Annotated in this window: 15 protein-coding genes; 12 read left to right on the forward strand and 3 right to left on the reverse strand. The window is 69.8% G+C overall.

The window, feature by feature from the left end:
* Nucleotides 1–175 precede the first annotated feature (175 nt).
* Nucleotides 176–3217 (forward strand): excinuclease ABC subunit UvrA, encoded by a 3042-nt coding sequence (gene uvrA, locus ACIRR9_RS10340; protein WP_403749569.1) that lies wholly within the window; start codon nt 176–178, stop codon nt 3215–3217.
* A gap of 196 nt (nt 3218–3413) precedes the next feature.
* On the opposite strand, the gene ACIRR9_RS10345 is transcribed toward uvrA, so the two are convergent.
* Both ACIRR9_RS10345 and ACIRR9_RS10350 read right to left on the reverse strand, forming a co-directional pair.
* Nucleotides 3414–4325, reverse strand: coding sequence for a carbohydrate kinase (locus ACIRR9_RS10345; protein ID WP_403749572.1), 912 nt, complete (start codon nt 4323–4325; stop codon nt 3414–3416).
* On the reverse strand, nt 4325–5515 hold the full coding sequence (locus ACIRR9_RS10350) for a LacI family DNA-binding transcriptional regulator (protein ID WP_403749574.1): 1191 nt from the start codon (nt 5513–5515) through the stop codon (nt 4325–4327). The genes ACIRR9_RS10345 and ACIRR9_RS10350 overlap by 1 nt, the downstream gene beginning before the upstream one ends.
* Before the next feature lie 330 nt (nt 5516–5845).
* Between ACIRR9_RS10350 and ACIRR9_RS10355 the strand changes: the two genes are divergently transcribed.
* A complete protein-coding gene (locus ACIRR9_RS10355; protein ID WP_403749577.1) occupies nt 5846–6274 on the forward strand; it encodes a Rieske 2Fe-2S domain-containing protein in 429 nt (142 codons plus the stop codon).
* A 36-nt stretch (nt 6275–6310) separates the two neighbouring features.
* Here the strand turns inward: ACIRR9_RS10355 and ACIRR9_RS10360 are convergent, their stop codons facing one another.
* Nucleotides 6311–7258 carry a hypothetical protein gene (locus ACIRR9_RS10360; protein WP_403749579.1) on the reverse strand — a complete coding sequence of 316 codons (948 nt, stop codon included), beginning with the start codon at nt 7256–7258 and terminating at the stop codon, nt 6311–6313.
* A 294-nt stretch (nt 7259–7552) separates the two neighbouring features.
* Between ACIRR9_RS10360 and uvrC the strand changes: the two genes are divergently transcribed.
* The 10 genes from uvrC to ACIRR9_RS10410 all read left to right on the forward strand — a co-directional run bounded on the left by uvrC (nt 7553) and on the right by ACIRR9_RS10410 (nt 20344).
* Nucleotides 7553–9757, forward strand: coding sequence for an excinuclease ABC subunit UvrC (gene uvrC / locus ACIRR9_RS10365; protein WP_403749581.1), 2205 nt, complete (start codon nt 7553–7555; stop codon nt 9755–9757).
* Nucleotides 9754–10794 (forward strand): RNase adapter RapZ, encoded by a 1041-nt coding sequence (gene rapZ / locus ACIRR9_RS10370; protein WP_123978034.1) that lies wholly within the window; start codon nt 9754–9756, stop codon nt 10792–10794. Before uvrC ends, rapZ begins: the two co-directional genes overlap by 4 nt.
* Complete coding sequence (yvcK, locus tag ACIRR9_RS10375) at nt 10791–11849, forward strand: uridine diphosphate-N-acetylglucosamine-binding protein YvcK (RefSeq protein WP_403749584.1); 1059 nt, start codon at nt 10791–10793, stop codon at nt 11847–11849. The genes rapZ and yvcK overlap by 4 nt, the downstream gene beginning before the upstream one ends.
* Complete coding sequence (gene whiA, locus ACIRR9_RS10380) at nt 11840–12829, forward strand: DNA-binding protein WhiA (RefSeq protein ID WP_030347991.1); 990 nt, start codon at nt 11840–11842, stop codon at nt 12827–12829. Before yvcK ends, whiA begins: the two co-directional genes overlap by 10 nt.
* Nucleotides 12830–12999: 170 nt before the next feature.
* Nucleotides 13000–15954, forward strand: a complete 2955-nt coding sequence (locus tag ACIRR9_RS10385) for a M14 family zinc carboxypeptidase (protein ID WP_403749587.1) — start codon at nt 13000–13002, stop codon at nt 15952–15954.
* 297 nt (nt 15955–16251) lie between these two features.
* Nucleotides 16252–17262 carry a type I glyceraldehyde-3-phosphate dehydrogenase gene (gap, locus tag ACIRR9_RS10390; protein ID WP_403749590.1) on the forward strand — a complete coding sequence of 337 codons (1011 nt, stop codon included), beginning with the start codon at nt 16252–16254 and terminating at the stop codon, nt 17260–17262.
* 173 nt (nt 17263–17435) lie between these two features.
* Complete coding sequence (locus tag ACIRR9_RS10395) at nt 17436–18647, forward strand: phosphoglycerate kinase (RefSeq protein WP_403749592.1); 1212 nt, start codon at nt 17436–17438, stop codon at nt 18645–18647.
* Nucleotides 18648–18653: 6 nt separating this feature from the next.
* Nucleotides 18654–19430: a triose-phosphate isomerase gene (tpiA, locus tag ACIRR9_RS10400; RefSeq protein ID WP_403749594.1), complete on the forward strand. Its 777-nt coding sequence runs from the start codon at nt 18654–18656 to the stop codon at nt 19428–19430.
* Nucleotides 19431–19567: 137 nt separating this feature from the next.
* Nucleotides 19568–19798, forward strand: coding sequence for a preprotein translocase subunit SecG (secG, locus tag ACIRR9_RS10405; RefSeq protein WP_185149656.1), 231 nt, complete (start codon nt 19568–19570; stop codon nt 19796–19798).
* Between the two features lie 210 nt (nt 19799–20008).
* Complete coding sequence (locus tag ACIRR9_RS10410; protein ID WP_003976875.1) at nt 20009–20344, forward strand: RNA polymerase-binding protein RbpA; 336 nt, start codon at nt 20009–20011, stop codon at nt 20342–20344.
* The last annotated feature ends 290 nt before the right edge of the window (nt 20345–20634 follow it).

Genomic DNA, 20634 nt, shown 5'->3' on the forward strand with positions numbered 1-20634 from the left:
CTCCGTAAATCGAATGCGCGTGCTATATCGTCGGAGTCGGCGTCGGGCATGCTGGATGGTCCGGGATTGTTTACGCATCCAGGAATCCGACCGGCGTTGTCAGTGGCTCCCCCTAGTCTGAAGAAGCACGGGGCCCTGCCCCTGTCACTTCTCTCAAGAAAGGTGCGGACCGGCTGTGGCCGACCGTCTCATCGTCCGTGGCGCGCGCGAGCACAACCTGAAGAATGTCTCGCTCGACCTGCCTCGCGACTCGCTCATCGTCTTCACGGGCCTGTCCGGGTCGGGCAAGTCCTCCCTGGCCTTCGACACGATCTTCGCCGAGGGTCAGCGTCGCTATGTGGAGTCCCTCTCCTCGTACGCCCGCCAGTTCCTCGGGCAGATGGACAAACCGGACGTGGACTTCATCGAGGGCCTGTCCCCGGCGGTGTCCATCGACCAGAAGTCCACCTCGCGCAACCCGCGCTCGACGGTCGGCACCATCACCGAGGTCTACGACTACCTGCGGCTGCTCTTCGCGCGCATCGGCAAGCCGCACTGCCCCGAGTGCGGCCGACCGATCTCGCGACAGTCGCCGCAGGCCATCGTCGACAAGGTGCTGGAGCTGCCCGAGGGCAGCCGCTTCCAGGTGCTGTCGCCGCTGGTGCGCGAGCGCAAGGGAGAGTTCGTCGACCTCTTCGCCGACCTCCAGACCAAGGGCTACAGCCGCGCGCGCGTGGACGGCGAGACCATTCAGCTGTCCGAGCCGCCGACCCTGAAGAAGCAGGAGAAACACACCATCGAGGTGGTCGTGGACCGCCTCACGGTGAAGGACACCGCCAAGCGCCGCCTCACCGACTCCGTGGAGACCGCGCTCGGCCTCTCCGGCGGCATGGTCGTGCTCGACTTCGTCGACCTCCCCGAGGGCGACCCCGAGCGCGAGCGCATGTACTCGGAGCACCTGTACTGCCCGTACGACGATCTGTCCTTCGAGGAGCTCGAGCCCCGCTCCTTCTCCTTCAACTCGCCCTTCGGCGCCTGCCCCGAGTGCACCGGCATCGGCACGCGCATGGAGGTCGACCCGGAGCTGATCGTCCCGGACGAGGACAAGTCCCTCGACGAGGGCGCCATCCACCCCTGGTCGCACGGTCACACCAAGGACTACTTCGGCCGTCTGATCGGCGCCCTCGCGGACGCCCTGGGCTTCCGGACCGACATCCCCTTCGCGGGCCTGCCGCAGCGCGCCAAGAAGGCCCTGCTCTACGGCCACAAGACGCAGATCGAGGTCCGCTACCGCAACCGGTACGGGCGCGAGCGCGTGTACACCACGCCCTTCGAGGGAGCGGTGCCGTTCGTCAAGCGCCGGCACAGCGAGTCCGAGAGCGATGCCAGTCGCGAGCGCTTCGAGGGCTACATGCGCGAGGTGCCCTGCCCGACGTGTCAGGGCACGCGCCTGAAGCCGCTCGTCCTCGCGGTCACGATCATGGAGAAGTCGATCGCCGAGGTCGCGGGCATGTCCATCAGCGACTGCGCGGACTTCCTGGGCGAGCTCAAGCTCAACGCCCGCGACAAGAAGATCGCCGAGCGCGTGCTGAAGGAGGTCAACGAGCGGCTGCGGTTCCTGGTCGACGTCGGCCTGGACTACCTCTCCCTGAACCGCGCGGCCGGCACCCTCTCCGGCGGCGAGGCCCAGCGCATCCGCCTGGCCACCCAGATCGGCTCCGGCCTCGTCGGCGTCCTGTACGTCCTCGACGAGCCGTCGATCGGTCTGCACCAGCGCGACAACCACCGGCTGATCGAGACCCTGGTCCGACTGCGTGACATGGGCAACACGCTCATCGTCGTCGAGCACGACGAGGACACCATCAAGGTCGCCGACTGGGTCGTCGACATCGGCCCCGGCGCGGGCGAGCACGGCGGCAAGGTCGTGCACAGCGGCTCTCTCAAGGAACTGCTCGTCAACGAGGAGTCGCAGACCGGCCAGTACCTGTCCGGCAGGAAGTCGATCCCGCTGCCCGACATCCGCCGCCCGCAGGACCCGTCCCGCCGGCTCACCGTGCACGGCGCCCGGGAGAACAACCTCCAGGACATCGACGTGTCCTTCCCGCTGGGCGTGTTCACGGCCGTCACGGGCGTGTCCGGCTCCGGCAAGTCGACGCTGGTCAACGACATCCTCTACACGCACCTGGCCCGCGAGCTGAACGGTGCGCGCAACGTTCCCGGCCGGCACACGCGCGTGGACGGCGACGACCTCGTCGACAAGGTCGTGCACGTCGACCAGTCGCCCATCGGCCGCACCCCGCGGTCCAACCCGGCGACGTACACCGGCGTCTTCGACCACATCCGCAAGCTGTTCGCCGAGACCACCGAGGCGAAGGTCCGCGGCTACCTGCCGGGCCGCTTCTCCTTCAACGTCAAGGGCGGCCGCTGCGAGAACTGCGCGGGCGACGGCACCATCAAGATCGAGATGAACTTCCTCCCGGACGTCTACGTCCCGTGCGAGGTCTGCCACGGCGCCCGGTACAACCGGGAGACGCTGGAGGTCCACTACAAGGGCAAGTCCATCTCCGAGGTCCTGAACATGCCGATCGAGGAGGCCACGGGATTCTTCGAGGCCGTCCCGTCGATCGCCCGCCACCTGAACACGCTGAAGGACGTCGGCCTCGGTTACGTCCGCCTCGGCCAGTCCGCGACCACTCTGTCCGGTGGCGAGGCGCAGCGCGTGAAGCTCGCCAGCGAGCTGCAGAAGCGCTCCACCGGGCGGACGGTCTACGTCCTCGACGAACCGACCACCGGTCTGCACTTCGAGGACATCAGCAAGCTGCTGAAGGTCCTCGGCGGTCTCGTGGACAAGGGCAACACGGTCATCGTCATCGAGCACAACCTCGACGTGATCAAGACCGCGGACTGGGTCGTCGACATGGGTCCGGAAGGCGGCGCGGGCGGCGGACTCGTCGTGGCGGAGGGCACCCCGGAGGAGGTCGCCGCGGTCCCGGCCAGCCACACCGGCAAGTTCCTGCGCGAGATCCTCGGCGCCGACCGCATCAGCGACGCCAGCTCGGTGAAGGCTCCACGTAAGGCGGCGGCCAGGACGACGGCCAAGAAGACGGTCGCGGCCAAGTCGACGGCGAGGAAGACGGCGACGGCCACCACCGCCAACAACGCGGCTGTGAAGAAGGCGGCCGAGGTCACGAAGAAGACCGTGCCCGCGAAGAAGACGACGCGGGCCCGCAAGGCCTGAGGACACCGGGTAACCGGGCAACCAGTTCGGACAAATCCAGAAAAGTGTGGCGCCCCGCGGGAACTTCCCGCGGGGCGCCACACGTTGCACGATCAGCCGCCCGATCTCCGCGGCCACGACGAACCTTGACTCCTCAACAGTGGAACCAGCGGAATCAGGGAAGCGGCGAATCCGAAGACGGTGAGCCGAACGCCCCTTACAGATCGCCCAGTTCAAAGGCGTACGGCGGCTCCGCGCCCGCCCGGGAACAGGTGATCGCGGCTGCCCGCGCCGCGAATCGCAGCAGCCCCGTCCAGCCGTCGGCGCCCAGTCCCAGGAGTGCCTCGGCGGACAGGGCGTCCCGGGAGGCGAGGCCGTGCAGCAAAGCCGCGTTCACGGTGTCACCGGCGCCGATCGTGTCCACGACGTCGACCTCCTCACCGGGGACGGCGTACACACTGCCGTCGGGCGTGAAGGCGCTGAGACCGTCGCCGCCATGGGTGATCACGACGGCCGAAGGACCCGCCGCCAGCCAATCGTGCGGGGTGCCGCCCAGCCAGAGCGCGTCCTCCTCGGACAGCTTGAGGAGAGTCACCGAGGGCAGCCAGCTCTTGAAGCGTGCCCGGTAGGCGTCCGGGTCCGGGATCAGGCCTGCCCGGATGTTCGGGTCGAGGGCGGTGAACAGGCCCTGCCCGGCCGCGCTGCGCATCAGCTCCTCGTAGGCGCTCGCCCCGGGCTCCAGGGCGAGCGAGAGCGTGCCGAAGGAGACGGCACGGGTCGTGGCGGGGAGGGTAGCGGGGGCGGCGAACAGCCGGTCGGCGGTGCCGTCGACGTAGAAGGAGTAGGAGGCGGAGCCCTGCGCGTCGATCGTGGCGACCGCGAGGGTGGTCGGTTCCGCACCCCGCTCCACGAGGGACACGTCCACATCCGCCCGTCGCAGTCCGTCCAGCAGAGCCTCGCCGAAGGCGTCGCCGGAGGTGCGGGAACAGAACGTGGTGGGGGAGCCGAGGCGACCGAGAGCCACGGCCGTGTTGTACGGGCCGCCGCCGAGCGCCGGCTGCAGGGCCGCGAGGGCGCCCGTGCCCTGCGGTACCAGGTCGATCAGTGCCTCACCGGCGACGACGATCACTAGGGGGTTCCTTTCTCGGGGTGCTCGGGGTGCTCGGGGTGCCCGGACCGCTTGGGCTGCGGGACCCGTTGGGAGCGTGCGGACTGCTGACGGGACCGAGCCGGCCGGATCTCCTCGGACCGAAGACGGGACGGGGCCGACCGGTCCTGCCCGGCCGCACCGTCCTCGCCCTCCCTCTCCCGGCATCCGCACGACGTCCGGTGCACGAAGGTGCAGGGGAGCCGTACGGTCCGGACGGGCCGGTCGGGCGAGGCCAGCCGTTCGAGGAGCACCCGGACCGCCTCGGCGCCGATCTCCTTGCTGGGCTGGGCCACGGCCGTGAGCCGGGGCGAGAACAGGTCGGCCCAGGCGAAGTCGTCGAAGCAGCACAGGGCGATGTCGTCCGGCACGGCGAGACCCTGCGCGCGCAGGGCACGCAGGGCGCCGATGGTCATCGCGTTGTTGGCGGTGACGAGTGCCGTGGGAGGCGCGGCGAGCGACATCAGGGCTGCGGTGGCCCGCTCGGCTCCGGCGGACTCGGAGTTGCCGGGGACCACCAGACTCTCGTCGAGGGGCAGCCCGGCGGAGGCAAGCCCCTGCCGGTAGCCGTTGACCCGTTCGGCGGTGGTGCTGAGCCCGGGCAACCCCGCCACCAGCCCGATCCGGCGGTGCCCGAGAGCGGCGAGGTGGGTGACGAGCCGGGCCGTCGGCTCCGTGTTCTCGGCGCAGACCTGGTCGAAGAGCGGGGCGATGTCCGCGTGGCCGTCGATCACGCGGTCGAGGAGAACGGCCGGCACGGCATGGCGGCCGAGGTAGGCGAGGAGTCCGCGAGGGTCGGCGGAGGGAGCGACGATCATGCCGTCGACGCGGCGTTCGTGGAGGAGCTGGACCACCTTGCGCTCGTGCTCGGGGTCGTCGTGCGGGTCGGCGATGAGCAGGCTGTAGCCGCGCTCCAGGGCGGCGGCCTCGACTCCCTGGAGGATCTCCGTGAAATAGGGATTGCTGATGGCCGACACAGCGAGCCCGATGGAGCGGGTGCGGGAGGTCACCAGGGAGCGGGCGAGGGTGTTGGGCGTATAGCCCAGTTCCTCGATGGCGTCGAGGACGGCCTGCCGGGTGTGGGGCAACACCGGACGCGTCTCGTTGAGCACATGGGAGACGGTCGCCACGGAGACACCGGCGCTCCGGGCCACGTCGGCCATGGTGGGCATGGGCTCCCCTTCTCCGCTTTCCGCCTGGGGCAAGGCTCCTTGGTTCCCACGCCGGGGTCGCCGTGGGCCTTCGGCCGGGAAGTTACCTCATCCGACACGGCCGCGTAAACGCTTGCGCAAGCGTTTACGTCCTTGGCGGGCGAGACCTCACCCACGTCACCACCCACCCCGAAGCGGGACAGACCAGCCCAGGTATCGTCGCCCTGCACGATCCGGGACGACCGTCCCGTACCGCTGCTCCGTGCCGCCACGGTCCGCACCGCCCGCGGCGACGGTCCCGCGAACCTCTCGGGCCACCGTCCCCAGCACTCCGACCCACCTGGAGCCCCCATGCCCGCCCGCCCCTCCGCCGGCCGCCGCACCCTCCTGCTCGGGGCGGCGGTCGCACCGGTCGCCGGGCTGGGACTGGCCGCCTGTTCGGCACCCGGCGGCGGAGCCTCGGCGGACGCGACGCCGACCGCGCCCGTCGATCTCGGGGCCGAGAGCGAGCTCGCCAAGGGCGGCGCCAAGCTCTACCGGGAGCACAACGTCGTCGTCAGCCGGTCCGCCGACGGGGACCTGAAGGCGTACAGCACGATCTGCAGGCACGCGGGGTGCCCGATCAACAAGCTCCAGGGCACGACGCTGGTCTGCCCCTGCCACGGCAGCGAGTTCGACGCCGTGACCGGCAAGGTGGTGCGGTCGCCCGCCACCGAGCCGTTGCACGAACTGCCGGTCAAGGCCGCGAACGGCCGGATCGTCGCGGGACCGGGCGCCTGATCCGAAGGGCCGGTCCAGAACCGGTTCAGCGCCGGTTCAATCCCAGTCCCAGCCGATCCCCAGGAGGCCCGGCCGCACCCGGGGCTCCACCAGATGGACGGAGCGGTGCAGCCCGCTCAGCGGCAGGGCCTGCCGACCGCTGCGCGGGGCCGCCGCAGAGTGCTGGGTGAACCGGTGGCAGCGCGCCGGCAGGGCCTCGGCGGCGAAATGCACCTGGAGGGTGTACTGGCCGCCGGGAAAGCCGAAATCGCGGACGTACTCGCGTGAGACACCGGCCGTGCCGTCCTCGACGGCGTAGCGGAAGAGGAAGGTGTCGCCGGAGCGCAGGCGGGTGCCGAAGAGGAGTTCGGTGACGAGGAGGCCGGTCTCCGGGTCCGCACGGACGCGTCCCGTGCGGCAGTTCTCCAGGGCGCGCACGGTCATGTGCTCCGGGGCGCAGCCGGGGTCGCCGTGGTGGACGGCCACGAAGCGGTCGATGCCGTCCCGGTGGGCCCGCACGATGTGCTGCGACTCGCGGGCGCACAGCTCGCGGCGGGTGCCGATCCGCACCCGCTCGTGGTGTCCCAGGGTGTGGAGGCCGCCGTCGAGAGACCAGCCGAGCTCGGTCTGCAGCCGGTCCAGGACGTCGGAGGCCTCGATCCGCGAGCGGTAGGAGCGGGCCGCGGGACCGCGCACGGCAGGGCTCTGGTCGGCGTCGGCGAGCAGCCGGATCAGGGACTCGTCCGGGAGCTGGAGGATCTCCTCCAGTGCGCGGACGGCCCGCAGCGACTCCGGGCGCTGGGGGCGGCGGGCGCCCTGCTGCCAGTAGCTCAGGCTGGTGACGCCCACCTTGACCCCGTAGCGCGACAGATGGTGCTGGACGCGCTGGAGCGGCAGCCCACGGGCGGCGATCGCGGCGCGCAGTGCCACGTGGAAGGGGCCGCCGCGCAGGGCCGAGTCCAGTTCCGCGGTGGCGACGTCCGCGTGCTGTATGCCGTGCCGCATGCAGGGGGCCTTTCTCTTGGGGGGTTCACAACGGCTGGTCAGGCCGTTGGCGCGAGTTCGGGGCCACCCCGTCGGCGCCGGGGCGGCCGCACCTGGGTGCGCCGCGTCCGCAGGCCGTCGCTCAAGGCCCCGAGCTCCCCCGCATTGAAGCGTGTTGACCAATCCCCGACAACACCTTGGTCCGGCCGAGGCCGTCCACCTGGCCGAGGCGTGACCCCGTGGACGGCGGGATCGGGCGTGCGGGGCGGTGCCAGGCTCGTCGTGGTGTCGGTGCTCGCCAGTAGGGTGTGAGACATGGCCGACCCCTCCAGCTACCGCCCCAAGCCGGGACAGATCCCGGACTCTCCCGGGGTGTACAGGTTCCGTGACGAGCACCGCCGGGTGATCTACGTCGGAAAGGCGAAGAGCCTGCGCCAGCGCCTGGCGAACTACTTCCAGGACCTGGTGAACCTGCACCCCCGCACCAGGACGATGGTCACCACCGCCGCGTCCGTGGAGTGGACCGTGGTGTCCACGGAGGTCGAGGCGCTCCAGCTGGAGTACTCCTGGATCAAGGAGTACGACCCCCGGTTCAACGTCAAGTACCGCGACGACAAGAGCTACCCGTACCTCGCGGTGACGATGAACGAGGAGTTCCCGCGCGTCCAGGTGATGCGAGGTCACAAGAAGAAGGGCGTCCGCTACTTCGGGCCGTACGGTCACGCGTGGGCGATCCGGGACACCGTGGACCTGCTGCTGCGGGTGTTCCCGGTACGCACCTGCTCCGCCGGGGTGTTCAAGAACGCCACCCGTACCGGCCGTCCCTGTCTGCTCGGCTACATCGGCAAGTGCTCGGCCCCCTGCGTCGACCGGATCTCCCCGGCGGACCATCGCGAACTGGCCGAGGAGTTCTGCGACTTCATGGCGGGCCGCACCGGCACCTACCTCCGCCGTCTGGAGAAGCAGATGATGGATGCCGCCGAGGAGATGGAGTACGAGCGGGCCGCCCGGCTGCGCGACGACATCGAAGCCCTGAAGAAGGCCATGGAGAAGAACGCGGTCGTGCTCGCCGACGCGACCGACGCCGACCTCATCGCCGTCGCCGAGGACGAGCTGGAGGCGGCCGTCCAGATCTTCCATGTGCGCGGCGGACGGGTGCGCGGCCAGCGTGGCTGGGTCACGGACAAGGTGGAGGAGGTCACCACCGCCGCCCTCGTCGAGCACGCCCTCCAGCAGCTCTACGGCGAGGAGACCGGCGACGCGGTTCCCAAGGAGGTGCTGGTCCCGGCCCTGCCCGACCCGGTCGAGCCGGTCCAGGAGTGGCTCACCGGCCGCCGCGGCTCCAACGTCTCGCTGCGCATCCCGCAGCGCGGCGACAAGAAGGCCCTGATGGAGACCGTGGAGCGCAACGCCCAGCAGGCGCTCGCCCTGCACAAGACCAAGCGCGCCTCCGACCTCACCACCCGCTCACGCGCGCTGGAGGAGATCGCCGACGCCCTGGACCTGGACAGCGCCCCGCTGCGCATCGAGTGCTACGACATCTCCCACCTCCAGGGCGACGACGTGGTGGCCTCCATGGTCGTCTTCGAGGACGGACTGCAGCGCAAGAGCGAGTACCGCCGCTTCCAGATCAAGGGCTTCGCCGGCCAGGACGACGTGCGCTCCATGCACGAGGTGATCACCCGCCGCTTCCGCCGCTACCTCGCCGAGAAGGAGAGGACCGGGGAGTGGGCGGAGGACGGCACCGAAAACGGACCCACAGGCGCCGAGACGCTCACGGACGGCATGCTCACAGGCGGCACCCTCACAGCCGACGGGACCGAGCCGACCGACGGCCTGGAAGACGCCGACGTTCTCAAGGACGCCGACGTTCTCAAGGACGCCGACGTTCTCAAGGACGCCGACGGCTTCAAGAACGAGGACGGCCGTCCCAAGAAGTTCGCCTACCCGCCCCAGCTCGTGGTCGTCGACGGCGGCCGACCGCAGGTCGCGGCGGCCAAGCGGGCGCTCGACGAGCTGGGCATCGACGACATCGCCGTCTGCGGCCTCGCCAAGCGCCTCGAAGAGGTCTGGCTGCCCGAGGACGACGACCCCGTGGTCCTGCCCCGCAGCAGCGAGGGGCTGTACCTGCTCCAGCGTGTCCGCGACGAGGCGCACCGCTTCGCCATCTCCTACCAGCGCACCAAGCGCGCCAAGCGCTTCCGCTCCGGCCCCCTGGACGACGTACCGGGCCTCGGCGAGACCCGCAAACAGACACTGATCAAGCATTTCGGCTCGGTGAAGAAGCTGCGGTCCGCCACAATCGAGCAGATTCAGGAAGTGCCCGGGATAGGCCGCAAGACGGCCGAGACCATCGCCGCGGCCCTCGCCCAGGCGGCCCCGGCCGCGCCCGCCGTGAACACGGCAACCGGAGAGATCATGGATGACAGGGAAGACGAGGTGCCCGAGACGACGGCGGACGCCTCGGGGGAGCCCGTACCCGCGGGCGCCCCGGACGATCGACGGGGGCAGGAGACATGACCGAGCACGACGCACAGCACACAGACCAGCGAGATCCGGCGTTCAGCGAAACGCAGGGCGCGGCCAAGGAAACGCACAACGAGGCGCGCCAGGATCACCCGCAGGAAGCGGAAGCGGTCCAGGAAAACGGAGCAGAAGTGAGTACGGACGTCACTCCGGCCGGGGTCCCCGAGGCGGCCATCCCCGAGCTGGTGATCATCTCCGGCATGTCGGGAGCCGGCCGTTCGACGGCGGCCAAGTGTCTGGAGGACCTCGGCTGGTTCGTGGTGGACAACCTCCCGCCGGCCCTCATCCCCACCATGGTCGAGCTGGGCGCCCGTTCGCAGGGCAACGTGGCGCGGATCGCGGTCGTCGTCGACGTGCGCGGCCGGCGCTTCTTCGACAACCTTCGCGAGTCCCTCGCCGACCTGGACAGCCGGGGCGTCACCCGCCGGATCGTCTTCCTGGAGTCCTCCGACGACGCCCTGGTCCGCCGCTTCGAGTCGGTGCGCCGCCCGCACCCGCTCCAGGGCGACGGCCGCATCGTCGACGGCATCGCCGCCGAGCGTGAGCTGCTGCGTGAGCTGCGCGGCGACGCCGACCTGGTCATCGACACCTCCAGCCTCAACGTGCACGAACTGCGGGCGAAGATGGACGCCCAGTTCGCCGGCGAGGAGGAGCCCGAGCTGCGGGCGACCGTGATGTCGTTCGGGTTCAAGTACGGCCTGCCGGTCGACGCCGACCTGGTCGCGGACATGCGGTTCCTGCCCAACCCGCACTGGGTGCCGGAGCTGCGCCCGTACACCGGCCTCAACGAGGAGGTGTCGGCGTATGTCTTCAACCAGCCGGGTGCCAAGGAATTCCTCGACCGGTACGCCGAGCTGCTGCGGCTGATCGCCACCGGTTACCGGCGCGAGGGCAAGCGGTACGTGACCATCGCCATCGGCTGCACGGGCGGCAAGCACCGCTCGGTCGCCGTGTCCGAGAAGCTCGCCGCCCGCCTGGCCGCCGAGGGAGTGGAGACCGTAGTCGTGCACCGGGACATGGGGCGCGAGTGACCGGACGTTCTCCACGGCTGCGCCGGGCGGTGCCCGAGACCCGTGCGAGCCGCCCCGTCGAGGCCCGCGGCGCGCGGCCGCGCCGTCGCGGTGCCCAGCCCAAGGTGGTCGCCCTGGGCGGCGGTATGGGCCTGTCGGCCTCGCTCGCCGCGCTGCGCCGGATCACCGGCGACCTCACCGCCGTCGTCACCGTGGCCGACGACGGCGGCTCCAGCGGGCGTCTGCGCGACGAGCTGGGCGTGCTGCCGCCCGGCGATCTGCGCAAGGCGCTGGCCGCGCTGTGCGGTGACGACGACTGGGGGCAGACCTGGGCCCGGGTCATCCAGCACCGTTTCCAGTCCAAGGGCGACCTGCACGACCACGCGGTCGGCAATCTGCTGATCGTCGCCCTGTGGGAACAGCTCGGAGACCATGTCCAGGCCCTGGACCTGGTCGGCAGGCTGCTCGGTGCGCACGGGCGTGTGCTGCCCATGTCCGCCGTGCCGCTGGAGCTGCAGGCCCTGGTCAAGGGGCACGACCCGGAGCGGCCGGACGAGGTGGACATCGTCCGGGGGCAGGCCACCGTGGCGCTCACGCCCGGCGAGGTGCAGTCCGTGCATCTGGTGCCGCACGACCCGCCGGCCGTGCCGGAGGCCGTCGCGGCCGTGCTGGACGCCGACTGGGTGGTGCTCGGCCCGGGGTCGTGGTTCTCCTCGGTGATCCCGCACCTGCTCGTTCCCGAGCTGTTCGATGCGCTCAACGAGACCAAGGCGCGTAAGGTCCTGTCCCTGAACCTGGCACCCCAGCCGGGAGAAACCGATGGCTTCTCCCCGCAGCGTCATTTGGAGGTTTTGGGGCGACACGCCCCTAAACTCGCCCTGGACGTGGTGCTGGCCGACGAGGCCGCCGTGCCCGACCGCGACTCGCTCACCGAGGCCGCCAAGCGGTTCGGAGCCGCGGTCGAGCTGAGCCCCGTGGCCCGGACCGACGGTTCACCCCGGCACGACCCGGAGCTGTTGGCCGCCGCGTACGACCGTATTTTTCGGATGCATGGAAGGATCGGCCCATGGCGATGACGGCAGCGGTGAAGGACGAGATCTCCCGGCTACCCGTCACCCGGACCTGCTGCCGGAAGGCGGAGGTCTCCGCCATTCTGCGGTTCGCGGGCGGCCTCCATCTGGTGAGCGGGCGCATTGTGATCGAGGCGGAGCTGGACACCGCGATGGCGGCCCGGCGCCTCAAGCGGGACATCCTGGAGATCTTCGGTCACAGCTCCGAGCTGATCGTGATGGCTCCCGGCGGGCTGCGCCGCGGCTCGCGCTACGTCGTGCGGGTGGTCGCGGGCGGTGACCAGCTGGCCCGCCAGACCGGCCTGGTGGACGGCCGGGGGCGCCCGATCCGGGGCCTGCCCCCGCAGGTGGTCTCCGGGGCCACCTGTGACGCGGAGGCGGCCTGGCGCGGTGCGTTCCTCGCGCACGGTTCGCTCACCGAGCCGGGCCGTTCCTCCTCCCTGGAGGTGACCTGCCCCGGTCCGGAGGCCGCGCTCGCCCTGGTCGGCGCCGCCCGCCGGCTGTCCATCGCGGCGAAGGCCCGTGAGGTGCGGGGTGTGGACCGGGTGGTCGTCCGTGACGGTGACGCGATCGGCGCCCTGCTGACCCGCCTCGGCGCGCACGAGTCGGTGCTGGCCTGGGAGGAGCGCCGGATGCGGCGCGAGGTCCGTGCCACCGCGAACCGCCTCGCCAACTTCGACGACGCCAACCTGCGCCGCTCCGCCCGCGCCGCCGTCGCCGCCGGTGCCCGGGTCCAGCGGGCCCTGGAGATCCTCGGCGACGAGGTGCCCGAGCACCTCGCCGCGGCCGGCCGGCTGCGGATGGAGCACAAGCAGGCCTCCCTGGAGGAGCTGGGCGCGCTAGCCGACCCGCCGCTCACCAAGGACGCCGTCGCCGGCCGGATCCGCCGCCTCCTCGCGATGGCCGACAAGCGCGCCTCCGACCTGGGCATCCCGGGCACCGAGGCCAACCTCTCCGAGGAGCTGGCGGACAACCTCGTGGGCTGACGCCACGTCAGTTCGCCGGTGCCGACGGTCCATTGGGCCGTCGGCACCAGTTCTTTTACACGGAGGTGCGGTAGTCATGGCCTGTCCGTGAGTCGCCCTTGACTGGATCATGGAGTGTCATGAGCCTGGCATGAGTTCGCCGCTGTGGCGGACCACGGCAAGGGGGGTACATGAGACACAGAGCGAGATCGATCCTCGCTGTCGGCGCGCTCCTGATCGGCGGAGCGAGCCTTGCACCCATCGCGCAGGCGCAGACCGGGAGTTCGCCGAAACCCGACCCCGGCGAGGTCAAGGTCTACCGCGCCGCCGTCACCAAGAAGCAGATTCCCCTGCTGCTCAAGGCCGGCCAGGACGGCCATGAACTCGGCGACCAGGTCTCCGGATCCGGGAAGACGGAAGTCGAGCTCTACCTCACCGGCGACCAGGCGAAGAAGCTGGAGAAGCAGGGCGTCGGCCTCACCGAGCACACACTCTCGGCCAAGGCCGAGACGCGGGTCCAGGACGCCTCGCAGGGCGTGTTCCGCCCGTACAGCGGCAGCGGCGGGCTCAAGGCGGAGATCCTCGCGACCGCGCAGGCCAACCCCGGTCTGACCAAGGTCGAGTCCATCGGCAGGACGATCGACGGCCAGGACATCCTCGCGCTCAGACTGACCAAGGGCGCGAAGAAGTCGAAGGACGGCTCCAAGCCCTCCGTGCTGTACGTGTCCAACCAGCACGCGCGCGAGTGGATCACACCGGAGATGACCCGCCGGCTGATGCACTACTACCTGGACAACTACTCGACCGACAAGCGCATCAAGAAGATCGTCGACTCGACCGAGCTGTGGTTCGTGCTCTCGGCCAACCCCGACGGCTACGACTACACCTTCCAGAACTCCGACACCCGCCTGTGGCGCAAGAACCTGCGGGACGTGAACGGCGACGGTGTCATCTCCACGGGTGACGGCGTCGACCTCAACCGCAACTTCGGCTACAAGTGGGGCTACGACGACGAGGGATCGTCCCCCAACCCCACCAGCGAGACCTACCGCGGCGCGAGCCCCGAGTCCGAGCCCGAGACCAGGGCGCTGGACGACTTCGAGAAGCGGGTCCGGTTCACCTACGGCATCAACTACCACTCCGCCGCCGAACTCCTGCTCTACGGCGTCGGCTGGCAGGTGGCCACCCCGACCCCGGACGACGTCCTCTACAAGGCGCTCGCGGGCACCCCCGGCAACTCGGCGGTCCCGGGGTACCACCCGCAGGTCTCCTCGGAGCTCTACACCACCAACGGCGAGGCGGACGGCCACGCGTCCAACGTCAACGGCATGGCGATGTTCACGCCCGAGATGTCGACCTGCCAGACGGCGTCGAACATCGATCCGAACGACGCCTGGAACGCCGCCGACTGCCAGTCGGTCTTCAACTTCCCGGACGACGAGAAGCTGATCCAGGACGAGTTCGAGAAGAACATCCCGTTCGCGCTCTCCGTCGCCGAGACCGCCGCCCACCCCGACCGGCCGACCTCGTCCGTGGGCCTGAGCGCGGCCGACTTCACCCCGGCCGCCTTCTCCACGTCGTACTCGCGCGGCGCCGACCAGGAGGTCTCCGTCGTCGTGCGGAAGTCCGTGCGCGACAAGGAGCTCAGGTACCGCGTCAACGGCGGCCGTACGCACAGCACGGCGCTCAAGCCCTGGAAGGGCGGCGAGACCTACGGAGGTCACGACAACCTCTACTTCGACGAGTACCGGGCCAAGGTGAAGGACGGCGCCCCGGGCGACAAGGTCGAGGTGTGGTTCACCGGGAAGGCCGAGGGCGGCAAGAAGGCCGCGAGCTCGCACTTCACCTACACCGTGGCCCAGCGGGCGAAGGCCGACACCCTCGTCGTCGCAGAGGAAGGCGCTGCCGCCACCCAGGCGCAGACCTACGTCGACGCGCTCAAGGCCGCCGGGCACAAGGCGGTCGTCTGGGACGTCGCCACCCAGGGCGCGCCCGACGCGCTCGGTGTGCTGAAGCACTTCAGGACCGTCGTCCACTACTCCGGTACGAACGGTCCCGGCAACGACACCCAGCTCCAGCTGCGCGCCTACCTCAACGAGGGCGGCAGGCTGATCGAGGCGGGCGAGCTGGCCGGCGGAAACGTCGACCTCGGCGACGGCACCCCGTCGAACGACTTCAGCCAGTACTACCTGGGCGCCTACTCCCGTACCTCGACGCCCGGCGCCACCGGCTTCACCGGCTCCGGCGCGCTGGACGGATTCACCGGCGCGCTGAGCGGCACCTCCGCCAACCCGCTCGACAAGGCCGGGACCTACGCCGTCACCTCCGACGAGCTCCCGACCGACAAGTACCCCCAGTTCGCCAGCGCGGGCGCGGGCCAGTTCGCCGGGACCGTCAACCCGTACGGGCCGTACTCCGGGTCGTACATGGCCGCCGCGGTCCACACCGACGACGCCTACAAGCGTCTCACCCGCACCATCGACCTCACCGGTGTCACAGCGGCCGAGCAGCCCACCTTCAGCAGCAAGCTGCTGTGGGACACCGAGCCCGGCTACGACCACGCGGTCGTCGAGGTCCACACGGTCGGCGCCGACGACTGGACGACCCTGCCCGAGAAGGGCGGCGCCAGCAGCAGCGCCGTACCGTCCGACTGCGGGGCCGGCTTCCTGATCGCCGAGCACCCGTGGCTCAAGCACTACCTGACCATCGGGAACAACCAGTGCACGGCCACCGGCACCAGCGGTGCCTGGAACAGCTTCACCGGCAGCTCGACGGGCTGGCAGTCCGTGAACTTCGACCTGAGCGCGTACGCCGGCAAGTCGGTCGAGGTCTCCCTCTCGTACATCACCGACCCGAGCACCGGCGGGCACGGCGTCCTCGTCGACGACGCCTCGCTCGTGGTCGGCGGCAAGGCGACCGAGACCGAGGGCTTCGAGTCCTCCCTCGGTGCGTGGAGCGTCGCCGGACCGCCCGCGGGCAGCCCGGCCGTCCTCAAGGACTGGGAGCGCACCGGGGCGTTGTTCAAGACGTACGGAGCGGTCACCACCGACCGCACCGTGCTGCTCGGCTTCGGCCTGGAACAGGTCACCTCCGCGGCCGATCGTGCCGCTCTGGTGAAGAAGGCGTTGACAGCGCTCGACAGATGATGCGGAGGGCGCTCGAAAGTTGACATGAACGGCACTCGACAAGTGAGCCGACCCGCTCACGAACGAGTGAAAGCGCGGTAAAAACGGGTCGTCATACCGTGACAAAACGGAGTGATTCGATCCCCGATCCGAGGTGGTCCGTACCCCTACTGGCGGGTACGGGCCGCCTCGCCGTGTATGAGGCATCTGGATGTCACCGCGGGAGCCTCCGGGAGGTAGGGTCATGGGTGGTCGGGGACATCCCAAATACAGCTCGCCGGCACCGCATGGCCGGCGTACCAACGAGGAGATCGGTTCGTGACGATCCGCGTAGGCATCAACGGCTTCGGTCGTATCGGTCGCAACTACTTCCGCGCGCTGCTGGAGCAGGGCGCTGACATCGAGATCGTGGCTGTCAACGACCTGGGTGACACCGCGACCACCGCACACCTGCTGAAGTACGACACGATCCTGGGCCGCCTCAAGGCCGAGGTGTCGCACACCGCCGACACGATCACCGTCGACGGCCACACCATCAAGGTGCTGTCCGAGCGCAACCCCGCCGACATCCCGTGGGGCGACCTGGGCGTCGACATCGTCATCGAGTCGACCGGCATCTTCACGAAGAAGGCGGACGCCGAGAAGCACATCGCCGGCGGCGCCAAGAAGGTCCTCATCTCGGCTCCGGCCTCCGGCGAGGACATCACCATCGTGATGGGTGTCAACCAGGACAAGTACGACGCGGCCAACCACCACGTCATCTCCAACGCCTCCTGCACCACCAACTGTGTGGCCCCGATGGCGAAGGTCCTCGACGAGAACTTCGGCATCGTCAAGGGTCTGATGACCACGGTGCACGCGTACACGAACGACCAGCGCATCCTGGACTTCCCGCACAAGGACCTGCGCCGCGCCCGTGCCGCCGCCGAGAACATCATCCCGACCACCACCGGTGCCGCCAAGGCCACCGCGCTGGTCCTCCCGCAGCTCAAGGGCAAGCTGGACGGCATCGCCATGCGCGTCCCGGTCCCGACCGGCTCGGCCACCGACCTGGTCGTGACGCTCCAGCGCGAGGTCACCAAGGACGAGGTCAACGCCGCGTTCAAGAAGGCCGCCGAGGACGGCGACCTCAAGGGCTACCTGGCGTACACCGAGGACGAGATCGTCTCCTCGGACATCGTCGGCGACCCGGCCTCCTGCACCTTCGACTCCTCCCTGACCATGGTCCAGGAGGGCAACACGGTGAAGATCCTCGGCTGGTACGACAACGAGTGGGGCTACTCCAACCGCCTCGTCGACCTCACGGTCTTCGTCGGCAACCAGCTCTGATCTGCGGAGCAGGCACCTCGATGCGGTAGCAGGGCTCGGGCAGCGCACGGTCGCGCTGTCCGAGCCCTGACGCACGTAAGGATCGACCTGGCGTCATACGGTTCTCCACCCGGCGTCATACGGTTCGATCAGCCCTCGTACGATCAAGAGCCCTCCTGGAGGAGTCCCCAACCATGAAGACGATCGACGAACTCCTCGCCGAAGGGGTCGACGGCAAGCGGGTCTTCGTCCGTGCCGACCTCAACGTGCCGATGGCCGACGGTCTCATCACCGACGACGGCCGCATCCGCGCCGTGCTGCCCACCGTCAAGGCCCTCGCCGAGGCGGGCGCCAAGGTGGTCGTCGCCTCGCACCTGGGCCGTCCCAAGGGCGCCCCGGACCCGAAGTTCTCCCTGCTGCAGGCCGCCGAGCGGCTCGGTGAACTGCTCGACGCGCCCGTCGCGTTCGCCCAGGACACCGTCGGCCCCGCCGCCCACGACGCCGTGAACGGCCTCCAGCCCGGCCAGGTCGCGGTCATCGAGAACCTGCGTTTCAACGCCGGTGAGACCGCGAAGGACGACACCGAGCGCGGCGAGTTCGCGGACCAGCTGGCCGCCCTCGCGGACGTCTACGTCGGCGACGGCTTCGGTGCCGTGCACCGCAAGCACGCCTCCGTCTACGACCTCCCGGCCCGGCTGCCGCACTACGCCGGCTACCTCATCGCCACCGAGGTCGGCGTCCTGAAGAAGCTCACCGAGGACGTCCAGCGCCCCTACGTCGTCGCGCTCGGCGGCGCCAAGGTCTCCGACAAGCTCGCCGTCATCGACGAACTGCTCGGCAAGGCCGACCGGATCCTCATCGGCGGCGGCATGGCGTACACCTTCCTGAAGGCCAAGGGCTACGAGATCGGCAGCTCCCTCCTCCAGGAGGACCAGCTCGCCGCGGTCACCGAGTACATCGAGCGCGCCGAGAGGACCGGCGTCGAGCTCGTGCTGCCCGTCGACACCGTCGTCGCCCCCGAGTTCCCGGACCTGTCGGCCAAGACCCCGGCCAACCCCGCCACGGTCGCCGCGGACGCCATGCCGGCCGGCCAGATGGGTCTCGACATCGGCCCCGAGTCCGGCAAGCTGTACGCCGCGAAGCTCGCCGACGCCCGGACCGTCTTCTGGAACGGCCCGATGGGTGTCTTCGAGCACCCCGACTACGCCGAGGGCACCAGGGCGGTCGCCCAGGCTCTCGTCGAGTCCAAGGGCTTCACCGTCGTCGGCGGCGGTGACTCCGCCGCCGCCGTGCGCATCCTCGGCTTCGACGAGAACGCGTTCGGACACATCTCGACCGGAGGCGGCGCCTCCCTCGAATACCTCGAGGGCAAGACGCTCCCCGGCCTCGCCGCACTGGAGGACTGACCCCGTATGACCACTCGCACGCCGATCATGGCGGGCAACTGGAAGATGAACCTCAACCACCTCGAGGCCATCGCGCACGTCCAGAAGCTCGCCTTCGCCCTGGCCGACAAGGACTACGAGGCCGTCGAGGTCGCCGTCCTGCCGCCCTTCACCGACCTGCGCTCCGTGCAGACCCTGGTCGACGGCGACAAGCTCAAGATCAGGTACGGCGCCCAGGACATCTCGGCGCAGGACTCCGGTGCCTACACCGGCGAGATCTCGGGCCCGATGCTGGCCAAGCTGAAGTGCACGTACGTGGTCGTCGGCCACTCCGAGCGCCGCCAGTACCACAACGAGACCGACGCAGTCGTCAACGCCAAGGTCAAGGCCGCCTACAAGCACGGACTGACCCCGATCCTGTGCGTCGGCGAGGAGCTGGAGGTCCGCGAGGCGGGCAGCCATGTCTCCCACACCCTCGCCCAGGTCGAGGGCGGTCTGAAGGACGTCACCGCCGAGCAGGCGGAGAGCGTCGTCATCGCCTACGAGCCCGTGTGGGCCATCGGCACCGGCAAGGTCTGCGGCGCGGCGGACGCCCAGGAGGTCTGCGCCGCCATCCGCGCCAAGCTCGCCGAGCTGTACAGCCAGGAGCTGGCCGACCGGGTCCGCATCCAGTACGGCGGCTCGGTCAAGGCCGGCAATGTCGCCGAGATCATGGCGCAGGCCGACATCGACGGCGCACTGGTCGGCGGTGCCTCGCTGGACGCCGACGAGTTCGTCAAGATCGTGCGCTTCCGCGATCAGTGAGCACACCTGCGAGTAGGCGGTAGCGGCGATCCGTCGTACCCTTGCGGGGCCGAAGCTGTTATTCGGAGCGTGAAGCTTCAAACAGTCTCCGGCCCCGCAGTCCATCCGTATCCGAGGAAGTTGGTCCAGCCGTGGTTTTGGCGTTCTCGATCGCCCTGATCGTCTTCAGCCTGCTGCTGATGCTGCTGGTGCTGATGCACAAGGGCAAGGGCGGCGGCCTTTCCGACATGTTCGGTGGCGGCATGCAGTCCTCCGTCGGTGGCTCCTCGGTCGCCGAGCGGAACCTGGACCGGATCACCGTGGTGATCGGTCTGCTGTGGTTCGCGTGCATCATCGTCCTCGGCATGCTGATGAAGACGAACGGCTGATCCGCGTCTCGCACACACGCACAATCCGTACGTAAGGCCCCATGTTCGGTACGCGCACCTGAGCGCGGCCTATCATGGGGCTTGCGTCTAGGTGCGGGGGCGGTAACTCCCAACACTGGACGCGCGTTGGGCCTTACGTAGACTGAGGCGCTCGCAACGAAGCGACACGCCGACTCGCTTCGCGGCACCATCACGCAGGGAGTTACGACCGTGGCAAGTGGCAACGCGATCCGAGGTAGCCGGGTCGGGGCGGGGCCGATGGGCGAGGCCGAGCGCGGCGAGTCCGCGCCGCGTCTGCGCATCTCCTTCTGGTGCTCCAACGGGCACGAGACGCAGCCGAGCTTCGCCAGCGACGCGCAGGTGCCCGAGACCTGGGACTGCCCGCGCTGTGGCTTCCCGGCCGGTCAGGACCGGGACAACCCGCCGGACCCGCCGCGCACCGAGCCGTACAAGACGCACCTGGCGTATGTACGGGAGCGGCGCAGCGACGCGGACGGCGAGGCGATCCTCGCCGAGGCGCTCGCCAAACTGCGGGGCGAGATCTAGGAGTTGAGACCGGCCGGGGGCCCGAGGGCGCCTGGCCGGAGCTGTCTGAGCGGCCGGGACCGGCCCGTCGGACGGCTGTGGACGGCTGCCCCGTGGTCTCCCGGCGCGGGGACGCGTCACGGACGCCGGCGCCGCCGCGGACCGGGTGGACCAGCGGCGCGCGATGCGGGGCTCGGCCATGCCTCGATCCCGTTGCCGCTCCCGCCGACCGGTGTGGAAGGCCGGCCAGGTCACGCTGATGCAGCAACGCGCACCCGAGTCGATGACCGGCCGGATCGCCTCCGCCTTCG

The sequence above is a fragment of the Streptomyces sp. NPDC101234 genome (assembly GCF_044767525.1).
In the GTDB taxonomy this organism is placed as follows: Bacteria; Actinomycetota; Actinomycetes; order Streptomycetales; family Streptomycetaceae; genus Streptomyces; species Streptomyces sasae.